The organism is Undibacterium sp. KW1, from assembly GCF_009937955.1.
Classification (GTDB): Bacteria; Pseudomonadota; Gammaproteobacteria; order Burkholderiales; family Burkholderiaceae_D; genus Undibacterium.
The window spans coordinates 3,040,148-3,057,482 of sequence record NZ_AP018439.1 but is presented as its reverse complement, the minus strand read 5'-3'; the positions used below and the strand labels follow the sequence as shown (position 1 = coordinate 3,057,482).

Sequence of the window (17,335 nt, the reverse complement as noted above, 5' to 3'; positions counted from 1 at the left end):
GGGAAACTTTCTCCAGATAAATGCGATATCTGCTCTTCTTTGCTATGCTCTTTTTCTTGCATCATGCTGGTGCGGCGGAGCGCGTACGTGCTTGTGGTGGGGATAGCAACTGGCCGCCCATGTCTTATATCAAGTCTGCAGGAACACCTGTTGAGGGACTGTCGGCGGATATCTTGCGTAACATCTTTCCCGACCCAAAAATAGAACTCAGGCCTTGGGCGCGTTGCCTGTTTGAGGTTCAGGCACGTGAGGGTTTCGATATTGTGATGTCGGTGTTCAGGAACCCTGAGCGTGAAAAGGTGTATGTGTTTTCCCGCAGTTACCATAGCCTTACGCCATCTTATTTATATTCTGCAAAAAAGTTCCCGCAGCCCCCACTGCAAATGCTCAGTGATCTGGAGAAATATAAAATCTGCTCTTTACATGGCTCATCGACTTTTTATACTCGTCTGCCACCCTCTGCCATCGAAAGTGGCGCAACCAGCTATACCAGCCTCATGCGCAAGATAGAGCGGGGGCATTGTGATATTGTGGTGGATATGCAAGAAGTGCTATGGGGCTTTGCCCGCCTGAGTCTTTTGCCTCTGGACATGAGTACATACAAGATACAGAGCTTGCCGCAGACTGAAAAATACCCCCTGCATTTTGGTGTCAGCAAGGAGCATCCCCAGGCTGTACAAATCATAGATCAGCTCGATAAAGGCCTGATGGAGTTGCAGAAAAATAGGGAATTGAACAACATTATCAATAAATACCAGTAAATATTGATAAATACGTGCTGGAAAAAACAAAAGAGGCGCATTGCGCCTCTTTTATCTTAACACTTCACCACTTTATTGGGTGATTTTAGCTTTTTTATACAGGGATTGCTGGAATGCCTGCAGGTGTTGTTGTGAAATGCCGTTCACAAAATCACGTTTCACTTCTTCAAGTGTAGGGAATTTCGCTGTACGCGTATCATCAAGCTTGACGATATGGAACTTGTCTTTGCCTTGGGCATCAGTCATTTTTACAGGTGTTTCTGTAAATTGACCTTTTTGCAGTTTGCTCAGCACAGGGGCGAATGCTGGAGGCCAGCCGCTAGGTATGGACCAGTCCAGATCACCACCTTTAGAGGCGTTGCCAGGATCTTTGGAGACTTGTTTGGCCAGCTCTTCAAATTTGGCGCCGCCTTTCAATTTGGAAATTGTGGCTTTTGCTTCATCTTCTGTATCCAGAACGATGTTGAACAGGTGATATTCCTTGTCGCCTGCCTGAGCTTTTTGCCTGTCGTATTCTGCCTGGACTTCAGCGTCAGTGACAGGGTTCTTTTTCAGGTAGTCAAACATCATTGCGCGAACCAGAATGGTTTGGCGTGCTTGTTCAATAGCTTGTTTTACATCGGCATTTTTTGCCAGGCCTGACTTTTCAGCCTCTTGTATCAAGACTTCATTGACGATCAGGTCTTGCTTGATCTGCGCGCGCAGCTGAGGCGTATCCTGCTGCTGGCCTTGCGTTACCGCTTGTTTTACTAATGCTTCAAGTTGGCTGGCAGGGATAGCCTTGCCATTAACTGTAGCTACGTTCTGAGCCATTGCAGGCAGGGCAGTTGCAAGAAGTACTACCAGCAAATGAGCAGGTTTAAAAGTCATTGTCTGTTCCTAAATAACAAAATAAATAAAACGGATTATAAATAAACTGCTTAGGTCGGTATCTCTGACGGACTTAATGCCACAATATTGAGGGCATGAATTTCCGTTTGCATCATAACGCCAACGGCATCATACACTAGTCGATGGCGAGAAATGCGGTTTAATCCTTCAAATTGCTGACAAACTATTCTTACACTGTAATGACCTGCACCACCAGCCGCGCCAGCATGGCCTTGATGAGCCTCGGAGTCATCTGTTAATTGACAGTCAACTGGCTGCAAGGTTTCAGTCAGACGGGCTAATATTTTCTCCGTGCGCGTCATTGTGCAGGTTCTTCCATGTATTTAGCCAGAAACAGGCTCTGGATAATGATAAATGCCGGCATGATGGCAACAACGGCCAGGAGTTTGAAATTGGCCCAGGTATCCGTAGAGAAATTAAACGCCACATAGAGGTTTATGAACCCCATTAGCAAGAAATACGCCATCCATACATAGCTGAGTCGTGTCCAGATATGTTCTGGCAACTTGATTTGCCCGCCCATCGCCAATTGAATCAAGTTACTCTTGAATACAAACTGTGCCAAGGCAAACGCACCGCAGTAGCACCAGTAAAGTACAGTTGGCTTCCACTTGATAAAGGCTTCGTTTTGGAAATACAGGGTGGCACCACCGAACACCATGATAATGATGAATGAAATCCATAGCATGGCATCCACTTTCTTGCGACGTATCAGCAGATAACCTATCTGAAATATCGACGCGACCAAGGTAATCGCTGTAGCCAACAAAATAGGAGCCAGTTCAGCGGTGGTTACTCCGCCAGAGACTACGCCGGAAAAATAGTCGGATACGATGGATTGTGCAGCAGTTGCATTTTTCTCACCCCATTTGAGGGTGAGAAAAAACAAAACCACCGGGAACATATCAAAAAGAAATTTCATTTACAAACAATCAGGTTTTAAAGGATCAAACTACAGGATCAAACTTCAAGGACGCTGAATTGATGCAATAGCGCAACCTTGTCGGTGGTGGTCCATCAGGAAATACGTGGCCCAGATGGGCGTCGCAGATATTACACAAAATCTCAGTGCGCGTCATGCCATGAGATGTATCAACTTTTTCACGTACATTGGCTGGGTTTAATGCCCTGAAGTAGCTTGGCCAGCCGCAACCGGAATCAAATTTGGCATCGGAGGCAAACAAAGGTGTGTTGCAGCAGACGCAGGTATAGATGCCTGCCTCATGGTGATCCCAGAATTTGCCTGTAAAAGCGCGTTCAGTGGCTGCATGCCTTGTGACTTCATACTCCATGGAGCTCAGCTGTGCTTTCCATTCGGCATCTGACTTAACGATTTTACTCATGATTTCCTCCTCACTTCTTTCTTGTATCAGGATGAACAACTGACTTCCAGATGCTTTGCCCAGTCTGGCGGCAAGCTTGCGTAGTCGTCGTGTTCCTCTTGTTCGTCATAGGGGTTTTCCAGGATGCTCAATAATTTCCTGACTTCTGAAAAATCCTTCTGTTGCGCTTTTTCTATAGCCTGCTGCGCAAGATAATTTCTTAAAATATATTTGGGATTGACTGAAAGCATACTGGGTTGACGCGTCTGTTCATCACTTTGTTCCATTGCCAGACGCGCCCGGTAATTCAGCAGCCATGTGTCCAGACTATCCCTGTCCAGAAACAAATCACGCACCAGCTCGTCATTGGTCGATTTCTGATTCGAAAGCTTACTCAAATGACGGAAACTCAGGGTGAAGTCGGCATGATTACTTTGTAATAAAGTGAAAAAGCTGGCAAATAAATCGAGATCGCCTTCTTGATCTGTTTTCAGGCCAAATTTTTGATGCATGAGTTCTGCCCATTTTTGTCGATAAACTGCGGGATAATGGCTCAGTGCCGCATTGGTGTCATCGACACTGCCTATGAGTGGCGATAAAGCTTGCGCCAAGGCCTGGCAATTCCAGTTGCCTATGGCAGGTTGCATGCGATACGAATAACGGCCTTGCTGGTCAGTATGGTTGCAGATATGTTTTTCATCATAAGCTTCCATGAAGCCGAATGGACCATAGTCCAGCGTCTGACCTATGATGGACATATTGTCGGTATTCATGACGCCATGCATAAATCCCACGGCCTGCCAGTGTGCCATCAGTTCAGCAGTGCGGGTGGTGACGGTGGTCAGCAGCGACTGGTAAGGATTGTTCTTTGTCAGCAGTTCAGGGTAAGAATGCTGGATGACATAATCAGCCAGTTGTCGCAGATCATCCATCATGTCGTTGTAATACCAATGCTCAAACGAGCCAAAGCGTACAAAGCTGGGCGCTACGCGGGCGACGACGGCGCTGGTTTCTGGGGTTTCGCGAAAAACCATCTGGTCTGAGCCGATGACACACAGCGCACGCGAAGTGGGTATGTTCAACGCCGCCATCGCTTCAGAGCATAAAAATTCACGTATGGAAGAGCGTAATACCGCACGCCCATCACCCATGCGCGAATATGGCGTCATGCCTGCACCTTTGAGCTGGATTTCCAGATGCTGACCTGCATGCGATATACCGCCAAGCAGCAAAGCGCGGCCATCACCCAATTGACCGGCCCAGACACCAAACTGATGGCCGGAATATACCGCTGCCAGCGGCTTGCTGCCAGGAAGAACCTGGTTGCCTGAAAAGTAATTCAAAAATTCTGGAGAATTAAGACTTGCCTGATCCAGGTTCAATTGTGTGGCAACTTCATCGCTGGCCGCGACTAGATAGGGTTTATCTATGGGACTGGCTGAGAGCTGGGTATAAAAATGCGGTGGAAGTTCTGCAAACTTATTCTCCAGCACGAATTCTTGCAGAGAGAGTGGGGGTGTGGTCATGAGGTGCCAGGTGGCGATAAAAAGAATAAACGCATTTTGACAGATTTGGTCAAAATGCGTTTATCAGTTGCTTGCTCGTGATGCGGGATCAGGCAGTAATACGTTCCCTGGTCTTGCAACCATCAATCAGGAAGGAAAGGCTGATCACCAGTACCAGTTCACCTTCAGCAGAGCGGGCAGTTCCCGTAATGCCTGGTGTGCTGATACAAGTCAACGGTTTAATGACCAGATCGGCGGTACCATCAACCGCATCAACAGACAAGATGTAAGGACTAGGAGCTGCAATGACGATACCAACTCTTTCTGACGCTGGTGTGTAGCCCAATATCTTGCCCAGAGACTTGACTGGCAAAGGCCGGCCCAGATCACGCAAAACAGGTTGGCCCCCGACGCTTTCAAAGGTTTCTGGTAATTCAACCACACGCTGTACGGTTGCCATAGGCAATGCCAGCGAAGCACCATCAGTACGGACCAGCATGGTTGGCACGATGGACAACTCAATAGGCAAACGTATCAGGAAGGTAGTGCCTGTTCCCAGTTGAGAGGCGATTCGTATAGCGCCACGATGGCGTTCCACCGCAGTTTTTACCACGTCCATGCCAACGCCGCGGCCAGATACGCTGGAGGCAACTTCTTTGGTCGAGAAACCTGGCAAGAAAACCAGCTGGAAAGCCTCGTCGTCGGTGCGGGCATCATGCGCATTGATCAAGCCTTTGGAGATGGCTTTATCGCGCAGTCTTTGTGCATCCATGCCCTTGCCATCATCTGTCACTTCTATCATGACGCTGCTGGCTTCCTGCCAGGCTTTCAGTGAAATCGTGGCACGAGGTGCCTTATTGGCATTGATGCGTTCCTCAGCAGTTTCGATACCGTGATCGAGGGCGTTGCGCAACATGTGGACCAAAGGGTCATACAAGCTGTCAACGACCACGCGATCGACTTCTGTCTCGGCACCGGCAATGTTCAGATCGACTTCTTTGCCAAGGTCACGCGCCAGTTCCCTGATCAGTCTTGGGAATTTCTGGAACAAACGTCCAACAGGCTGCATGCGCGTTGCCAAAGTAGCGCGTTGCAATTCAGTTGAATAGCGGGAGGCGCGTGTCAGGGTTTCAGTCAGGGCAGACATCAGCGGTGCCGCCTGGCCGTCAAACTTGAATTGCGACAGTTTTTCAAGTAATACGGCGGCCTGGTTGGCTGCCTGCACGGATTCACCTGCAACTTCAAGCAAGACATTCAGTTTGACTGCATCTATGCGTATGCTTTCTTCTTTTGCGGGCGCGTTCTGTTTGATTTCTGCGCCTGATAATGAAGATTTGACAGCTTCGGTTTCTTCCCGCTGTGTTGGTGCTGCAGCATGTACTTCCTCTTCCTCGGCGGCTTCGGATTCGGCCTCGGGTAAGGTTCCCGGCGGTGTCACGGCGCGGAAATAGGCTTCCCAGTCAAGTTCACCGTCGCTCTCTTTTTTTGCTACAGGTGGGGCAGCCTTTTCTACGGGCTTGGGCGTATCTGCCGGTTTGGCTTTGGCCGCCGCCGGTTTTTTGCTGACGCCCTTCATTTCTATGGCGTCTGTCAGCATTTTTTCCAGCGACTTGGGCATGGTCGAGAGCTTGTCTGGCTCAGTGCCATTATTGAGCGCGGTTAACTGGTCTGCGACAAAGCCGCTGGCCTCAAGCGCTGCTTCTATCGCCTCTGGCGTGACAGGAACTTGTCCCGTGCGCAGGGCGTCGAAGAGGTTTTCGGTTAAATGGCAGGCCGATACCATGGCGCTCAAGTTCATGAAACCAGCGCCACCCTTGATGGTATGGAAGGATCGGAATACGGCATTCAGCGTATTCATGTCGCCGGGATTACGCTCGAGCGAAAGCAGATGTTCTTCTACATTGGTCGCCAGATCGAGCGCTTCGACGACAAATTCTTTGAGCATGTCATCCATTAGAAACCCAGACTATCAAGTAGGTTATCTACATCGTCCTGTTCCAGTGCTGCGTTCGGGACGGAAGGGCCTTCCATCAATTCTACTGCCTTCTCTCTCAAGTCAGATGGTGCATTATCCAGCAGGATTTGCGCCAGCTCGTGTTCCACCCGTTTGTTGATGGCCACGACTTTCTTGATCAACTGACCAGTCAGATCCTGGAAGTCTTGCGCCATCATGATGTCGAGCAGGCGCGCTTTTTCTGCATCGGTCGCCGTCAACACATTATTGGCGAAAGTCTTGGAATCTGTCGCCAGGGTTTTGAATTCATCAACGCTGAGTTTTCCATCAAACAAATCTGTCCAGCGCGCATCCATGGACTTGGCTTTTTTTGCCAGCTCATCTTGCTCAGGCATGCCCAGATCTGTCGCGTTCAATACCTTGTTGGCCGCCTGTTCAGTCAGCGTGGCGACGTACTCCAGTCGCCCCTGGGCATCGGCAATCTGTACTGCGACATCGGATAGCGAACGGTCATAGCCGAGCTCGCGCATGGAGTCATGCAGCATTCTGACAAGACCACCTAAACGGTCAAACATAGGCTTTGCAGCATCCGCATCATCGCTGTGAAAATTGAACTTGGCGGGTGCTGGCTCAAGCTGGTCAGGCTCGCCGCCAGAAGGCGGGGAAGAGGGGGACTCTACATTGGTTTCCAGGCGCTGATTGGCCATTTCTTCAAACAATGCGTCCAGATCATCTGCTGAATCGGTCATAGTCCTTGGTTCTCCATAATCGCATTGATCATTGTGTATAGCTTCACAAATGTCACGGGGTGTCAGCGGGAGTATGCAGACATGTTCTGAGTATTACTGCCGTTCAGATACCACGTTTCTGCATGGACTCCGTTTTTTTCCTGATTTATTTTGCTTGAATCAGGGGGTAATTTTTATCCATGAACAAGACTGCTTTTTACTCACGTTCATAGTAGCAGGACATTACCGAAGAATAACCCAGAGTAATAAAATTTGTCATTCTTTTGTTACTCCCGATGCAGTTTTGTCACATTCTTTTACGTAAGTTCGCAAAAAATGTTCTGGCGTCTCTATTCTGAACATGCCGGCCTGCTTCATTTTTCTGGCGAGCTTGAGCAAAGCCTTGTCTTTGGTGATCAAAACTTCAGCATGGGCATCGCGTGCAATCTCCAGAAATTTCTGATCATCCTTGTCACTGCAGACAGGGAGTCTATGGCCGGTATCGGCGGGAGCGAGGCACTCAATATGGGCATCAAACAGGGCCGTCACCGCTTCGGCGCTTTCGTGTCTTTCTGCAAGGTGAGGGTAGGAGAGTACTGCCAGCCATTCATCCCGACAATCTGTGCGGGTCAGGGCCTTTAACTGGCCATTGCCGAGATCATCAAGCAGGATTGACCATCTGGGATCTTTGAATACAAACAAATCCAGACACACATTGGTGTCAAGAATTACGCGCTTAGGTATGATGTCGGTCATTTTTGTCTATTAAGTTCAATTTATGCTCATTGTATTATCTCCAGCCAAAAGTCTGGATTTTGAAACACCAGTAAAAACCAGGACGAAAACTGCGCCCCATTTTCTGGCCGAGGCAGAACAACTGGTGGAAATAGCCAGAACCTATAGTGCTGATCAACTGGGCAGGCTGATGGATATCTCTCCTGCGCTTGCTGAATTGAATGTGCAACGCTTTGCTGACTGGTTGCCGCAGCCGAACGCACAACATAGTAAACAGGCAGTATTTGCATTTAATGGAGATGTGTATGAGGGGCTCGATGTCGCGAGTCTGACGTCTTCGCAACTGAAATATCTACAAAACCATCTGCGTATTCTGTCTGGTTTATACGGTTTATTGCGTCCGCTTGATGTCTTGCAGGCATACAGGCTGGAAATGGGAACTGCGCTAGCCAATCAGCATGGTAAAAATCTGTACAGTTTCTGGGGAGATAAAATTAGTTTGCTGTTGAGTGATGCTATTAAGCAACATAAATCACAAGTTCTGGTGAATTTGGCATCTGATGAATATTTCAAGGCAGTAAGGCCAGCAGTTTTGGGTGCAAAAATCATTTCTCCCGTCTTTCAGGACTGGAAAAATGGCAAATACAAAATCATATCTTTTTATGCGAAACGCTCCAGAGGCTTGATGGCCAGATACTGTGCCCAGCATGGCATACGCAAGGTAAATGACTTGAAAGCTTTTGCTGAAGAGGCTTATGCTTATTGCGAAGAGGAATCTACCAGCACTGAATGGGTGTTCCGGCGCAAAATAGAAGATTGACTTGAAGTCAGGGCACATGCTTGCGCCCTGACTTTACATCAGGGTTGCTTGCATTCTTACCAGAATTTCCACCACGCATCGCGCTTACCTGCTTTGCCTGTCAGGTAATCACTTTTTGGGAAGTTCTGCAAGAAGACGCGGTTTGCATCATCCCGCAGCTCTGTCATGCCCATCGCATCGTAGGATCGTATCAAAATGAACATCGCTTCTTCAATGGATGGTGCATCCGGATATTCCTTGATGGCAGACTGCGCGCGGTTGGCTGAAGCCAGGTAGGCGCCACGACGCAGGTAATAGCGTGCTACGTGTACGTCATATTGCGCGAGTGCATTTACCAGATATTTCATGCGCAGGATCGCGTCTGGCGTATACTTGCTGTCTGGGAACTGGACTGCAAGTTGCTTGAAGGCATCGAAAGAATCTCGGGAGGCTTTAGGGTCGCGTTCGGTGATATCCTGGTTTGCAAGGAAATTGAGCAAGCCGACCTGGTCGTTGAAGTTGATCACGCCGCGCAAATAATACATGTAATCTACATGGCTATGATTTGGGTGCAGCTTGATAAAACGTTCCACTGCGGCCAGCGCCTGGGCCTGGTCACCTTGTTTGTAATAAGCGTAGGCAGTTTCCATCTGCGCTTGTTGTGCGTAAGTACCGAAAGGGAAGCGTGATTCCAGTTTTTCAAAGTATTGAATTGCCTTTTCATAACCCCCACTGGACATTTCGTCTTTAGCTTCAGCGTATAATTTTGATGCTGACCAGGTTTTGGTCTCATCGCCTTTTTCACCAAAGACCCCGCAGCCGCTTAAACTTAAGGACGCGGCAACAGCCAGAACCAGCAATTTCAAAGATTTAATGTGCATAAATTTGTGCGTGAGCATGAAAACAATTTACGGATTATAGCCGATGGCAAAAAATGTGAAACAAACTACTACAGTGATTTTGTCAGATTCCGACCTGGACACTGAATTGGAAGGGCTGAACGATACCACCGAAGTGGACGAAGATTTTGCCCTTGTAGTAGAAAATATAGAATTAAAGCTTACTTCGGATGCTTGTGGTGAGCGTTTGGACAAGACTTTGTCCAAACTGGTTCCACAATATTCAAGAAGCCGCATCCAGCAGTGGATAGAAGACGGTTTTGTCAGCGTTGATGGCAAGCCAGGTCGTGGCAAGATGACCATGCTCGGTGATGAAAAAATCATCATTGAGCCACAGGCAGCGCCCGACGAAGGTGCTTATGCACCCGAAGACATCCCTTTGAACGTGGTGTATGAAGACGATGACATCCTGGTCATCAACAAACCAGCTGATATGGTGGTGCACCCGGCAGCGGGTAACTGGTCAGGCACTTTGCTCAACGGCTTGCTATATCGCTGGCCTGCTTTGCTCGGCGTGCCACGGGCTGGCATCGTGCACAGGCTGGATAAAGATACTTCTGGCCTGATGGTGGTCGCCAAAACCCTGATAGCCCATACTGAACTGGTGCGTCAGTTACAGGACAGAACAGTCAAGCGTGAATATTATGCGCTGGTATGGGGTACGCCTAATTTGTCAGGCACAGTCGATGCACCCATGGCCAGACATCCGCGTGACCGCATCAAGATGGCGGTTTCACAAAGCATGCTTGCCAAGCCTGCTGTCACGCATTTCCAGCGGGTGGCGGCTGGCATGCTGGAAAAATTTCCTGTCAGCCTGGTGGCCTGCCAACTGGAAACTGGCCGCACCCATCAAATACGTGTTCACATGCTGTCACTGGGTTTTCCCCTGGTAGGTGATCCTTTATATGGCAAGCAGCATCTGGCCCGCTTTTTTCATCGCCAGGCGCTGCAGGCACGTAAGCTGGGTTTGACGCACCCGACCACAGGCGAGCATGTGGAGTGGGAGGTCCCATTAGCTGATGATTTTGCAGTATTGCTGCAGCAGGCTGGCATACAGACAGTATGAAACCAGGCAGCAAGAACTTGGCTGCTCTTGCTCCTTTCCCGGTAGTGCTGCCCAACTGGCAGCACGCGCCCGCTAACGTGCGGGCGTTCACCACTACCCGTCATGGCGGGGTCAGTCTTGGCCCCTATGGAGACGCAAGCGGCAGCAGTGGCTTCAATCTCGGTGACCATGTCAATGATGATCCGCTTGCTGTAAAACAGAATCGGGATAAATTAAATCGTCAATTGCCTTCGGATGTCATATTCTTATCACAAGTGCATGGCAATATAATACTGAACACGGCTGACCTTGGTATTGGTAAGTCCAATATCGGTGATGCGGTTCTCAGTACGCAAGCAGGGCAAGTCTGCGCCGTGCTGACTGCGGATTGTTTGCCGGTTTTATTTGCCGATATCGCCGGTAAGGTCGTTGCGGCAGCCCATGCTGGCTGGCGTGGGCTGGCTGGTGGTGTGTTGCAAAATACCGTGTTAGCGATGAGAGGTAAGGGCGCGCAAGAAATTATTGCATGGCTTGGTCCAGCTATCGGGCCGCAAGAATTTGAAGTGGGGCGTGATGTACTGGATGCTTTTGCTGCACAGATTCCTGATGCGCAGGCGTATTTCAACGTGCAAGCCCGGCAGGATGGTGCAGAAAAATATCTGGCGGATCTTTACGGGCTGGCAAGAAAATTGCTGAATGACATCGGTATTGACCAGGTTTTTGGCGGAGACCATTGTACAGTGAGCGAAGTGACAGAGTTCTATTCATACCGCCGTGACGGTGTCAGCGGAAGAATGGTCAGCTTGATCTGGATTGCGCCGGATTAAAGCTGTTTGATTTAATCCGCTTTCGTTTCGACTGATTGGTGTGCTTGATGCAGTTGATCGTCGTCTGAAAGTGTTGGCGTTTCAGATTGTTTTTGCAGTGCAGCTTGTTTTTCCAGTCGTTCACGCTTGCGCTGTGGTGTACGCATCAGGTATAAAACTATTGTTAAAGGAAAAACGCAATACAAGAGGAAAGTCATGATGCCTGCGGTGACGGAGTGTTCTGTGATCGACATCATCAATACGACATAAATCCAGGCGATTGCAACGATATACATAAAAACCTTGCTACTTATTATTGTGAATGCTTGATGTGGGCAAGCAATGGTAGGAACTGTATTGCAGCTTATTTAATCAGGGAAAGAAAGCTTAAAATTATTTCGAAACGATACGCGAAAATCAGGAGGCACGCATGAAGACTTTCGATCCTCAAGCTATGTACTCCGAGTGGATGTCACAGCTAGTGAATCAAGACAAATGGCAGGAGTGGATGAAACCTGCCGCAACAATGAACCCCATGCCAGCAGCAGATATGCTGAAGGACTTGGGGGCGCAGATAGATCCTGCCACCATGACGCGCTTGCAAACGGAGTATATGCAAGAGTTCGGCAAGCTATGGCAAGACTTTGCTGTATCCAAAATCCCTGATCTGAAAGACAGGCGTTTTTCAGCCCCAGACTGGCATAACCATGCCATGCACTCATATAGTGCGGCATCTTATTTGTTGAATGCACGTTTTTTGATGGCCATGGCAGAATCTGTGCAGGCTCCAATCAAGACAAAACAGAAAATCGGTTTTGCAGTGCAGCAAATGATAGATGCGATGTCGCCGGCCAATTTTCTGGTCACTAATCCCGAAGCGCAAAGCAAACTGATTGAGAGTAAAGGCGAGAGTCTGGCCAAGGGCATTACTCAAATGCTGGCCGATATGCAAAAAGGCCGCATTTCCCAGACAGATGAATCCGCCTTCGAAGTCGGCAAAAATGTCGCGACATCAGCTGGTACCGTGGTGTATGAAAACCATCTGTTCCAGCTTATTCAGTATCAGCCTACCACCAAGACAGTTCATCAGCGTCCCTTGTTGATGGTGCCGCCTTGTATCAATAAATTTTATATCCTTGATTTGCAGCCTGAGAACTCGGTCGTGCGTTATGCCGTTGATCAGGGGCATACAGTGTTCCTGGTGTCCTGGGCGAATCCAGATGAAAGCATGGCCGAAGTCAGCTGGAATGACTATATCGAGGATGGCGCGATACAGGCCATCAAGGTCGTGCAAAAAATCAGCAAGCAGGACAAGATCAACACCTTTGGCTTTTGCGTGGGTGGCACCATCATTTCGACTGCCTTGTCTGTACTGGCGGCGCGCCGTGAGCATCCTGCCAGCAGCCTGACTTTACTGACTACTTTGCTGGACTTTACCCAGACTGGTGTGCTCGACGTGTTTGTCGATGAAATGCAAGTCAAGATGCGTGAGCAGACCATAGGCCGTCGTGGCATTTTGCCGGGCAAGGACCTGGCCAGCACATTCTCCAGCCTGAGGGCAAATGATCTGGTCTGGAATTATGTGCAGTCTAATTACCTCAAGGGTGAGGCTCCACCACCATTCGATCTCTTGTACTGGAATGCCGATAGTACCAACTTGCCTGGCCCGATGTTTTGCTGGTACCTCCGCAATACCTATCTGGAGAACAAACTCAAACAGCCTGGCGCATTGACAGTCGCTGGCAGCGAGGTCGATCTGGGCAAAATCGATGCACCTTGCTTTGTCTATGGCTCACGTGAAGATCACATTGTTCCCTGGCAGGCAGCATTTGCTTCTACAGCCTTGCTTAATCCCCGCCATAAAGACAGGAATCGCTTTGTGCTGGGTGCATCGGGCCATATCGCCGGGGTGGTGAATCCCCCGGCCAAGAAGAAAAGAAGTTATTGGACTAATGAGCAGGCTGGCCTGGATGCAGAAAGCTGGTTTGCTGGTGCCACAGAACACCCGGGCAGCTGGTGGCCAGAATGGTCAGCTTTTTTAGGCGAGCATGGCGGCAAGATGGTGAAAGTGCCAGCTAAGCCTGGAAGCGCAGAATTTCCTGCAATTGAAGCCGCACCCGGACGGTATGTGAAGGTAAGGGCAGATTGAAGGTTTGTTGTTAAGTAATTAAAATTCAATGAGGAGAACAAGTATGTCAAAACGTGTTGCTTATGTTACTGGTGGTATGGGTGGTATCGGAACTCCAATTTGCAGACGTTTGTGCAAAGATGGCTATACAGTCGTTGCCGGTTGTGGCCCGAATTCAGCCCGTAAGGATAAATGGCTGGCAGATATGCGTGCAGAAGGCCTGGACATTCATGCTTCTGAGGGTAATGTCTCGGACTGGGAATCAACCAAGGCAGCTTTTGAAAAGGTCAAGGCAGAAATTGGCGAAGTCGATGTGCTGGTCAATAATGCGGGTATTACCCGTGATGGTCAGTTCCGCAAGATGAGCAAGGCAGATTGGGATGCGGTGATGGACACCAACCTGAACTCACTATTCAATGTCACGAAACAAGTTATCGACGGCATGGTGGATCGTGGGTGGGGCCGTATCATCAATATTTCTTCTGTGAATGGTCAAAAAGGCCAGTTTGGTCAGACTAACTACTCGACGGCTAAAGCAGGTATCCATGGCTTCTCCATGGCTCTGGCGCAGGAGGTGGCAACCAAGGGGGTGACGGTCAATACAGTATCCCCAGGTTATGTCGGTACCGACATGGTCAAGGCCATACGCCCAGACGTGCTGGAAAAAATTGTGGCTGGCATCCCTGTCAAACGTCTGGCTGAGCCTGAAGAGATTGCCTCTATTGTTGCCTGGATTGCATCTGATGAAGGTGGTTATGCTACTGGTTCAGATTTCTCCATCAATGGTGGTTTGCATATGGGCTAATCGCCGCCAACCATCAGAAACTGCCAGGAATTAGAATATATTTTTTAAATTGGCTTTTTAGCCTCCCTGATTGCTGTCTTTCTTCTGCAGTGCGGTAAAATATGCCCATCAGAGTCGCAAGATTTCGATGGGCATATCTTTTGCAGGCTGCAAAATACAAGATATAAAAAAAGGGGACAAACATGAAAGCTGTTTTGGCCGGGCCAGAATAAGAATCATGTTTGCGTGAATAGTCTGTGTTACTTTGACGAGTGATCCTCGTAAAGTGGCAGGATATCGAAGTGTTTAACTGAGATCTCAATGAATAGCGCAAAAAAATCAACACAGCATCTGATTAAGAAATATCCTAACCGTCGTCTGTATGACACCCAGACCAGCAGCTATATCACGCTGGTTGATGTCAAGCAGTTTGTATTGGAGAACGATGATTTCGCCGTAGTCGATGCAAAAACTGGCGAAGACCTGACGCGCAGCATACTGTTGCAAATCATTCTGGAAGAAGAGGCGGGTGGTACGCCCATGTTCTCCAGTGTGGTCTTGTCGCAAATCATTCGCTACTATGGTCACGCCATGCAAGGCATGATGGGCAATTACCTGGAAAAAAATGTCCAGGCCTTTATTGATATACAGAACAAACTGGCCGAGAATTCCAAGGGTATCTACGAAGGCAAGCCCTTCAGCCCTGAGATGTGGACTCAGTTCATGAATGTTCAGGGCCCGATGATGCAGGGCATGATGGGCAACTACATAGAGCAGAGCAAGAATTTGTTTGTGCAAATGCAAGAACAAATGCAAAGCCAGGCAAAAAACATGTTCAATGTCTTCCCCTTCAATCCAGAAGATGTGAATAAAAAGTAAATGATATTCAAGTCGAACGGGGACGTATTCTGACTTAAGCCCCTGATTCTTCAGGAAATTATGACAGATGCGGCAAGTTGGGCTGACAAAAAGGGTACAATAGCGGATTCGCTTTTGTACCCTTTTTGCTATTTATTGTCCTTATGTCTATCACTGAAATTCGTCGTCAAGAAATGCCTGCTACCCACAAGGTGGGATTTGTGTCCCTGGGTTGTCCAAAGGCGCTTGTCGATTCCGAACAAATCCTGACCCAGTTGCGCGCTGAAGGTTACGACACTGCCAAATCCTATGACGGTGCCGATCTGGTCATCGTTAACACCTGCGGCTTCATTGATGCCGCTGTGCAGGAATCTCTGGATGCGATAGGTGAGGCACTGGCTGAAAACGGCAAGGTCATTGTGACTGGTTGCCTGGGTGCTAAAAAAGATGCTGACGGCAAGGACATGATACAGTCCATCCATCCTAAAGTGCTGGAAGTGACTGGCCCACATGCAGTCGGCGAAGTCATGGCGGCAGTGCACAAGCATTTGCCTAAACCCCATGAGCCTTTCATGGATCTGGTGCCAGCACAAGGGGTCAAACTGACGCCCAAGCATTTTGCTTACCTCAAAATATCCGAAGGCTGTAACCACCGCTGCAGTTTCTGCATTATTCCCTCCATGCGTGGTGATCTGGTGTCACGCCCGATTGCAGATGTCATGCTGGAAGCAGAAAACCTGTTCAAAGCCGGGGTCAAGGAATTGCTGGTGATCTCTCAGGACACCAGTGCCTATGGCGTGGATATCAAGTTCCGCATGGGCTTCTGGAACGGCAAGCCAGTCAAGACGCATATGACGCAGTTGGTGGAGGCGCTGGGTGAGTTGGCCAAACAATATGATGCCTGGGTGCGCCTGCACTATGTGTATCCGTATCCGCATGTCGATCAGATCATTCCTTTCATGAATAATGGTCATGTCCTGCCTTATCTGGATGTGCCTTTGCAACATGCTCACCCTGACGTGTTGAAACGCATGAAGCGTCCGGCAAGTGGTGAGAAAAATATCGAACGCATCAAGGCCTGGCGTGAAATGTGCCCGGAGATCACGATACGTTCCACCTTCATCGCCGGTTTCCCTGGCGAGACAGAAGAAGAGTTTGAATACCTGCTCGACTTCCTTAAAGAGGCTGAAATTGATCGACTCGGTTGTTTTGCCTATTCACCGGTCGAGGGCGCAACAGCCAACGAGATAGAGAACCAGTTGCAAGATGAGGTCCGTGAAGATCGCCGCCGCCGGGTCATGGAATTGCAGGAAGGCATATCCAAGAAACGCCTGCAGGCCAAGATAGGAAAAACCATGCGTGTCTTGATCGATTCCCTGGATCGTAGTGGTGGCGTTGGCCGTAGCTCTGCGGATGCGCCTGAGATTGATGGCGTAGTCTATGTCAAGCCACCTTTCGAGCCACATCGCAAACTCAAGGTCGGTGAATTCGTCGAAGTGAAAATTACGGCAGCAGATGCCCATGACTTGTGGGGCGAAGCGGTCTGATGAGATTTTTGTATTTCGCTGTATTGCCGCTGACTCTGTTCTCGGGGATTGCGGCCCAGGCTCAGGTCAAGGCTGAGCCTGCTTCCATCCAGACTACACGCTTTGCTCCCATGGAGAACCCTTTTTTTGCGAGGGAAATTGAATTCCAGGGCAAAATCGGTGATGACAAGATACGTATGCATTTGCAACCAAAGGCCGAAGACAGGGACAGTGTCGAAGGTTCTTATGTCGTGGCAGGTGGCAAGCGTAATCAAGGTAAAAAAATTTTGTTGGCCGGTGAAGTCAGCGGCAACAAGCTCAGCATGGAAGAATCCGAAGACGGCATAGATGTATCCGGGCAGTGGGATGGTGAACTCAAGGACAATGTCATACGCGGTATCTGGCAATCAGATGATGGCAAAGTCAGTAAAGAATTTGTACTTGAATTGCTGCCACTTCCAAAAAGTAAAAAAACCAAAGCTGTCTTAACTAAATAAAATAGTCGATCGAGCTTTTCATCCAAGGCTGCTCATGCCGGCGTATATTTTTATGCGATGTGCAGTTCTTGCTGTTGCCCCGTAATCCCAAATAGCG

19 protein-coding genes are annotated in these 17,335 nt (G+C 48.9%); 9 read left to right on the top strand and 10 right to left on the bottom strand.

Annotated elements, in window-relative coordinates; all coding sequences use genetic code 11:
• Positions 1 to 44 precede the first annotated feature (44 nt).
• Positions 45 to 761 (top strand): ABC transporter substrate-binding protein, encoded by a 717-nt coding sequence (locus UNDKW_RS13750; RefSeq protein WP_232063382.1) that lies wholly within the window; start codon positions 45 to 47, stop codon positions 759 to 761.
• A gap of 72 nt (positions 762 to 833) precedes the next feature.
• Here UNDKW_RS13750 and UNDKW_RS13745 read toward each other — a convergent pair whose 3' ends face one another.
• From UNDKW_RS13745 to UNDKW_RS13710, 8 genes are all read right to left on the bottom strand, one after another.
• Positions 834 to 1,631 carry a peptidyl-prolyl cis-trans isomerase gene (locus tag UNDKW_RS13745; RefSeq protein WP_162041599.1) on the bottom strand — a complete coding sequence of 266 codons (798 nt, stop codon included), beginning with the start codon at positions 1,629 to 1,631 and terminating at the stop codon, positions 834 to 836.
• A 50-nt stretch (positions 1,632 to 1,681) separates the two neighbouring features.
• Positions 1,682 to 1,954, bottom strand: coding sequence for a BolA family transcriptional regulator (locus UNDKW_RS13740; RefSeq protein ID WP_162059149.1), 273 nt, complete (start codon positions 1,952 to 1,954; stop codon positions 1,682 to 1,684).
• Complete coding sequence (locus tag UNDKW_RS13735; protein WP_162059148.1) at positions 1,951 to 2,574, bottom strand: septation protein A; 624 nt, start codon at positions 2,572 to 2,574, stop codon at positions 1,951 to 1,953. The genes UNDKW_RS13740 and UNDKW_RS13735 overlap by 4 nt, the downstream gene beginning before the upstream one ends.
• Positions 2,575 to 2,599: 25 nt before the next feature.
• Positions 2,600 to 2,995 carry a peptide-methionine (R)-S-oxide reductase MsrB gene (msrB, locus tag UNDKW_RS13730; RefSeq protein WP_370529119.1) on the bottom strand — a complete coding sequence of 132 codons (396 nt, stop codon included), beginning with the start codon at positions 2,993 to 2,995 and terminating at the stop codon, positions 2,600 to 2,602.
• 26 nt (positions 2,996 to 3,021) lie between these two features.
• On the bottom strand, positions 3,022 to 4,500 hold the full coding sequence (locus UNDKW_RS13725) for a YdiU family protein (RefSeq protein ID WP_162059147.1): 1,479 nt from the start codon (positions 4,498 to 4,500) through the stop codon (positions 3,022 to 3,024).
• Between the two features lie 88 nt (positions 4,501 to 4,588).
• Positions 4,589 to 6,433: a chemotaxis protein CheA gene (locus tag UNDKW_RS13720; protein WP_162059146.1), complete on the bottom strand. Its 1,845-nt coding sequence runs from the start codon at positions 6,431 to 6,433 to the stop codon at positions 4,589 to 4,591.
• On the bottom strand, positions 6,433 to 7,182 hold the full coding sequence (locus UNDKW_RS13715) for a protein phosphatase CheZ (protein WP_162059145.1): 750 nt from the start codon (positions 7,180 to 7,182) through the stop codon (positions 6,433 to 6,435). The genes UNDKW_RS13720 and UNDKW_RS13715 overlap by 1 nt, the downstream gene beginning before the upstream one ends.
• Positions 7,183 to 7,437: 255 nt before the next feature.
• A complete protein-coding gene (locus UNDKW_RS13710) occupies positions 7,438 to 7,917 on the bottom strand; it encodes a putative toxin-antitoxin system toxin component, PIN family (protein WP_162059144.1) in 480 nt (159 codons plus the stop codon).
• A 22-nt stretch (positions 7,918 to 7,939) separates the two neighbouring features.
• Between UNDKW_RS13710 and yaaA the strand changes: the two genes are divergently transcribed.
• On the top strand, positions 7,940 to 8,716 hold the full coding sequence (gene yaaA / locus UNDKW_RS13705) for a peroxide stress protein YaaA (RefSeq protein WP_162059143.1): 777 nt from the start codon (positions 7,940 to 7,942) through the stop codon (positions 8,714 to 8,716).
• A gap of 56 nt (positions 8,717 to 8,772) precedes the next feature.
• Here yaaA and UNDKW_RS13700 read toward each other — a convergent pair whose 3' ends face one another.
• Positions 8,773 to 9,576, bottom strand: coding sequence for an outer membrane protein assembly factor BamD (locus tag UNDKW_RS13700; RefSeq protein ID WP_162041591.1), 804 nt, complete (start codon positions 9,574 to 9,576; stop codon positions 8,773 to 8,775).
• 43 nt (positions 9,577 to 9,619) lie between these two features.
• Between UNDKW_RS13700 and UNDKW_RS13695 the strand changes: the two genes are divergently transcribed.
• Together UNDKW_RS13695 and pgeF are read left to right on the top strand one after the other, a co-directional pair.
• The gene (locus tag UNDKW_RS13695) at positions 9,620 to 10,660 is read left to right on the top strand and encodes an RluA family pseudouridine synthase (RefSeq protein WP_162059142.1); all 1,041 of its coding nucleotides are present in this window, start codon (positions 9,620 to 9,622) and stop codon (positions 10,658 to 10,660) included.
• Complete coding sequence (gene pgeF / locus UNDKW_RS13690) at positions 10,657 to 11,466, top strand: peptidoglycan editing factor PgeF (protein WP_162059141.1); 810 nt, start codon at positions 10,657 to 10,659, stop codon at positions 11,464 to 11,466. The genes UNDKW_RS13695 and pgeF overlap by 4 nt, the downstream gene beginning before the upstream one ends.
• Before the next feature lie 11 nt (positions 11,467 to 11,477).
• Here the strand turns inward: pgeF and UNDKW_RS13685 are convergent, their stop codons facing one another.
• Positions 11,478 to 11,741 carry a hypothetical protein gene (locus UNDKW_RS13685; protein WP_162057052.1) on the bottom strand — a complete coding sequence of 88 codons (264 nt, stop codon included), beginning with the start codon at positions 11,739 to 11,741 and terminating at the stop codon, positions 11,478 to 11,480.
• Positions 11,742 to 11,875: 134 nt separating this feature from the next.
• Here UNDKW_RS13685 and phaC point away from each other — a divergent pair, with 134 nt between their 5' ends.
• From phaC to UNDKW_RS13660, 5 genes are all read left to right on the top strand, one after another.
• The gene (gene phaC, locus UNDKW_RS13680) at positions 11,876 to 13,594 is read left to right on the top strand and encodes a class I poly(R)-hydroxyalkanoic acid synthase (protein WP_162059140.1); all 1,719 of its coding nucleotides are present in this window, start codon (positions 11,876 to 11,878) and stop codon (positions 13,592 to 13,594) included.
• Positions 13,595 to 13,637: 43 nt separating this feature from the next.
• Positions 13,638 to 14,378 carry a 3-ketoacyl-ACP reductase gene (locus tag UNDKW_RS13675; protein ID WP_162041587.1) on the top strand — a complete coding sequence of 247 codons (741 nt, stop codon included), beginning with the start codon at positions 13,638 to 13,640 and terminating at the stop codon, positions 14,376 to 14,378.
• 300 nt (positions 14,379 to 14,678) lie between these two features.
• A complete protein-coding gene (phaR, locus tag UNDKW_RS13670) occupies positions 14,679 to 15,236 on the top strand; it encodes a polyhydroxyalkanoate synthesis repressor PhaR (protein WP_162041586.1) in 558 nt (185 codons plus the stop codon).
• A gap of 143 nt (positions 15,237 to 15,379) precedes the next feature.
• Positions 15,380 to 16,762, top strand: a complete 1,383-nt coding sequence (rimO, locus tag UNDKW_RS13665; protein WP_232063381.1) for a 30S ribosomal protein S12 methylthiotransferase RimO — start codon at positions 15,380 to 15,382, stop codon at positions 16,760 to 16,762.
• On the top strand, positions 16,762 to 17,238 hold the full coding sequence (locus UNDKW_RS13660; RefSeq protein WP_162059139.1) for a hypothetical protein: 477 nt from the start codon (positions 16,762 to 16,764) through the stop codon (positions 17,236 to 17,238). The genes rimO and UNDKW_RS13660 overlap by 1 nt, the downstream gene beginning before the upstream one ends.
• The last annotated feature ends 97 nt before the right edge of the window (positions 17,239 to 17,335 follow it).

What these genes read in the sequence shown, in the direction of transcription:
- UNDKW_RS13750 (WP_232063382.1), top strand. Translation starts at nt 45, where the DNA reads ATGCTCTTTTTCTTGCATCATGCTGGTGCGGCGGAGCGCGTACGTGCT.
- UNDKW_RS13745 (WP_162041599.1), bottom strand. Translation starts at nt 1,631, where the DNA reads ATGACTTTTAAACCTGCTCATTTGCTGGTAGTACTTCTTGCAACTGCC.
- UNDKW_RS13740 (WP_162059149.1), bottom strand. Translation starts at nt 1,954, where the DNA reads ATGACGCGCACGGAGAAAATATTAGCCCGTCTGACTGAAACCTTGCAG.
- UNDKW_RS13735 (WP_162059148.1), bottom strand. Translation starts at nt 2,574, where the DNA reads ATGAAATTTCTTTTTGATATGTTCCCGGTGGTTTTGTTTTTTCTCACC.
- msrB (WP_370529119.1), bottom strand. Translation starts at nt 2,995, where the DNA reads ATGAGTAAAATCGTTAAGTCAGATGCCGAATGGAAAGCACAGCTGAGC.
- UNDKW_RS13725 (WP_162059147.1), bottom strand. Translation starts at nt 4,500, where the DNA reads ATGACCACACCCCCACTCTCTCTGCAAGAATTCGTGCTGGAGAATAAG.
- UNDKW_RS13720 (WP_162059146.1), bottom strand. Translation starts at nt 6,433, where the DNA reads ATGGATGACATGCTCAAAGAATTTGTCGTCGAAGCGCTCGATCTGGCG.
- UNDKW_RS13715 (WP_162059145.1), bottom strand. Translation starts at nt 7,182, where the DNA reads ATGACCGATTCAGCAGATGATCTGGACGCATTGTTTGAAGAAATGGCC.
- UNDKW_RS13710 (WP_162059144.1), bottom strand. Translation starts at nt 7,917, where the DNA reads ATGACCGACATCATACCTAAGCGCGTAATTCTTGACACCAATGTGTGT.
- yaaA (WP_162059143.1), top strand. Translation starts at nt 7,940, where the DNA reads ATGCTCATTGTATTATCTCCAGCCAAAAGTCTGGATTTTGAAACACCA.
- UNDKW_RS13700 (WP_162041591.1), bottom strand. Translation starts at nt 9,576, where the DNA reads ATGCACATTAAATCTTTGAAATTGCTGGTTCTGGCTGTTGCCGCGTCC.
- UNDKW_RS13695 (WP_162059142.1), top strand. Translation starts at nt 9,620, where the DNA reads ATGGCAAAAAATGTGAAACAAACTACTACAGTGATTTTGTCAGATTCC.
- pgeF (WP_162059141.1), top strand. Translation starts at nt 10,657, where the DNA reads ATGAAACCAGGCAGCAAGAACTTGGCTGCTCTTGCTCCTTTCCCGGTA.
- UNDKW_RS13685 (WP_162057052.1), bottom strand. Translation starts at nt 11,741, where the DNA reads ATGTATATCGTTGCAATCGCCTGGATTTATGTCGTATTGATGATGTCG.
- phaC (WP_162059140.1), top strand. Translation starts at nt 11,876, where the DNA reads ATGAAGACTTTCGATCCTCAAGCTATGTACTCCGAGTGGATGTCACAG.
- UNDKW_RS13675 (WP_162041587.1), top strand. Translation starts at nt 13,638, where the DNA reads ATGTCAAAACGTGTTGCTTATGTTACTGGTGGTATGGGTGGTATCGGA.
- phaR (WP_162041586.1), top strand. Translation starts at nt 14,679, where the DNA reads ATGAATAGCGCAAAAAAATCAACACAGCATCTGATTAAGAAATATCCT.
- rimO (WP_232063381.1), top strand. Translation starts at nt 15,380, where the DNA reads ATGTCTATCACTGAAATTCGTCGTCAAGAAATGCCTGCTACCCACAAG.
- UNDKW_RS13660 (WP_162059139.1), top strand. Translation starts at nt 16,762, where the DNA reads ATGAGATTTTTGTATTTCGCTGTATTGCCGCTGACTCTGTTCTCGGGG.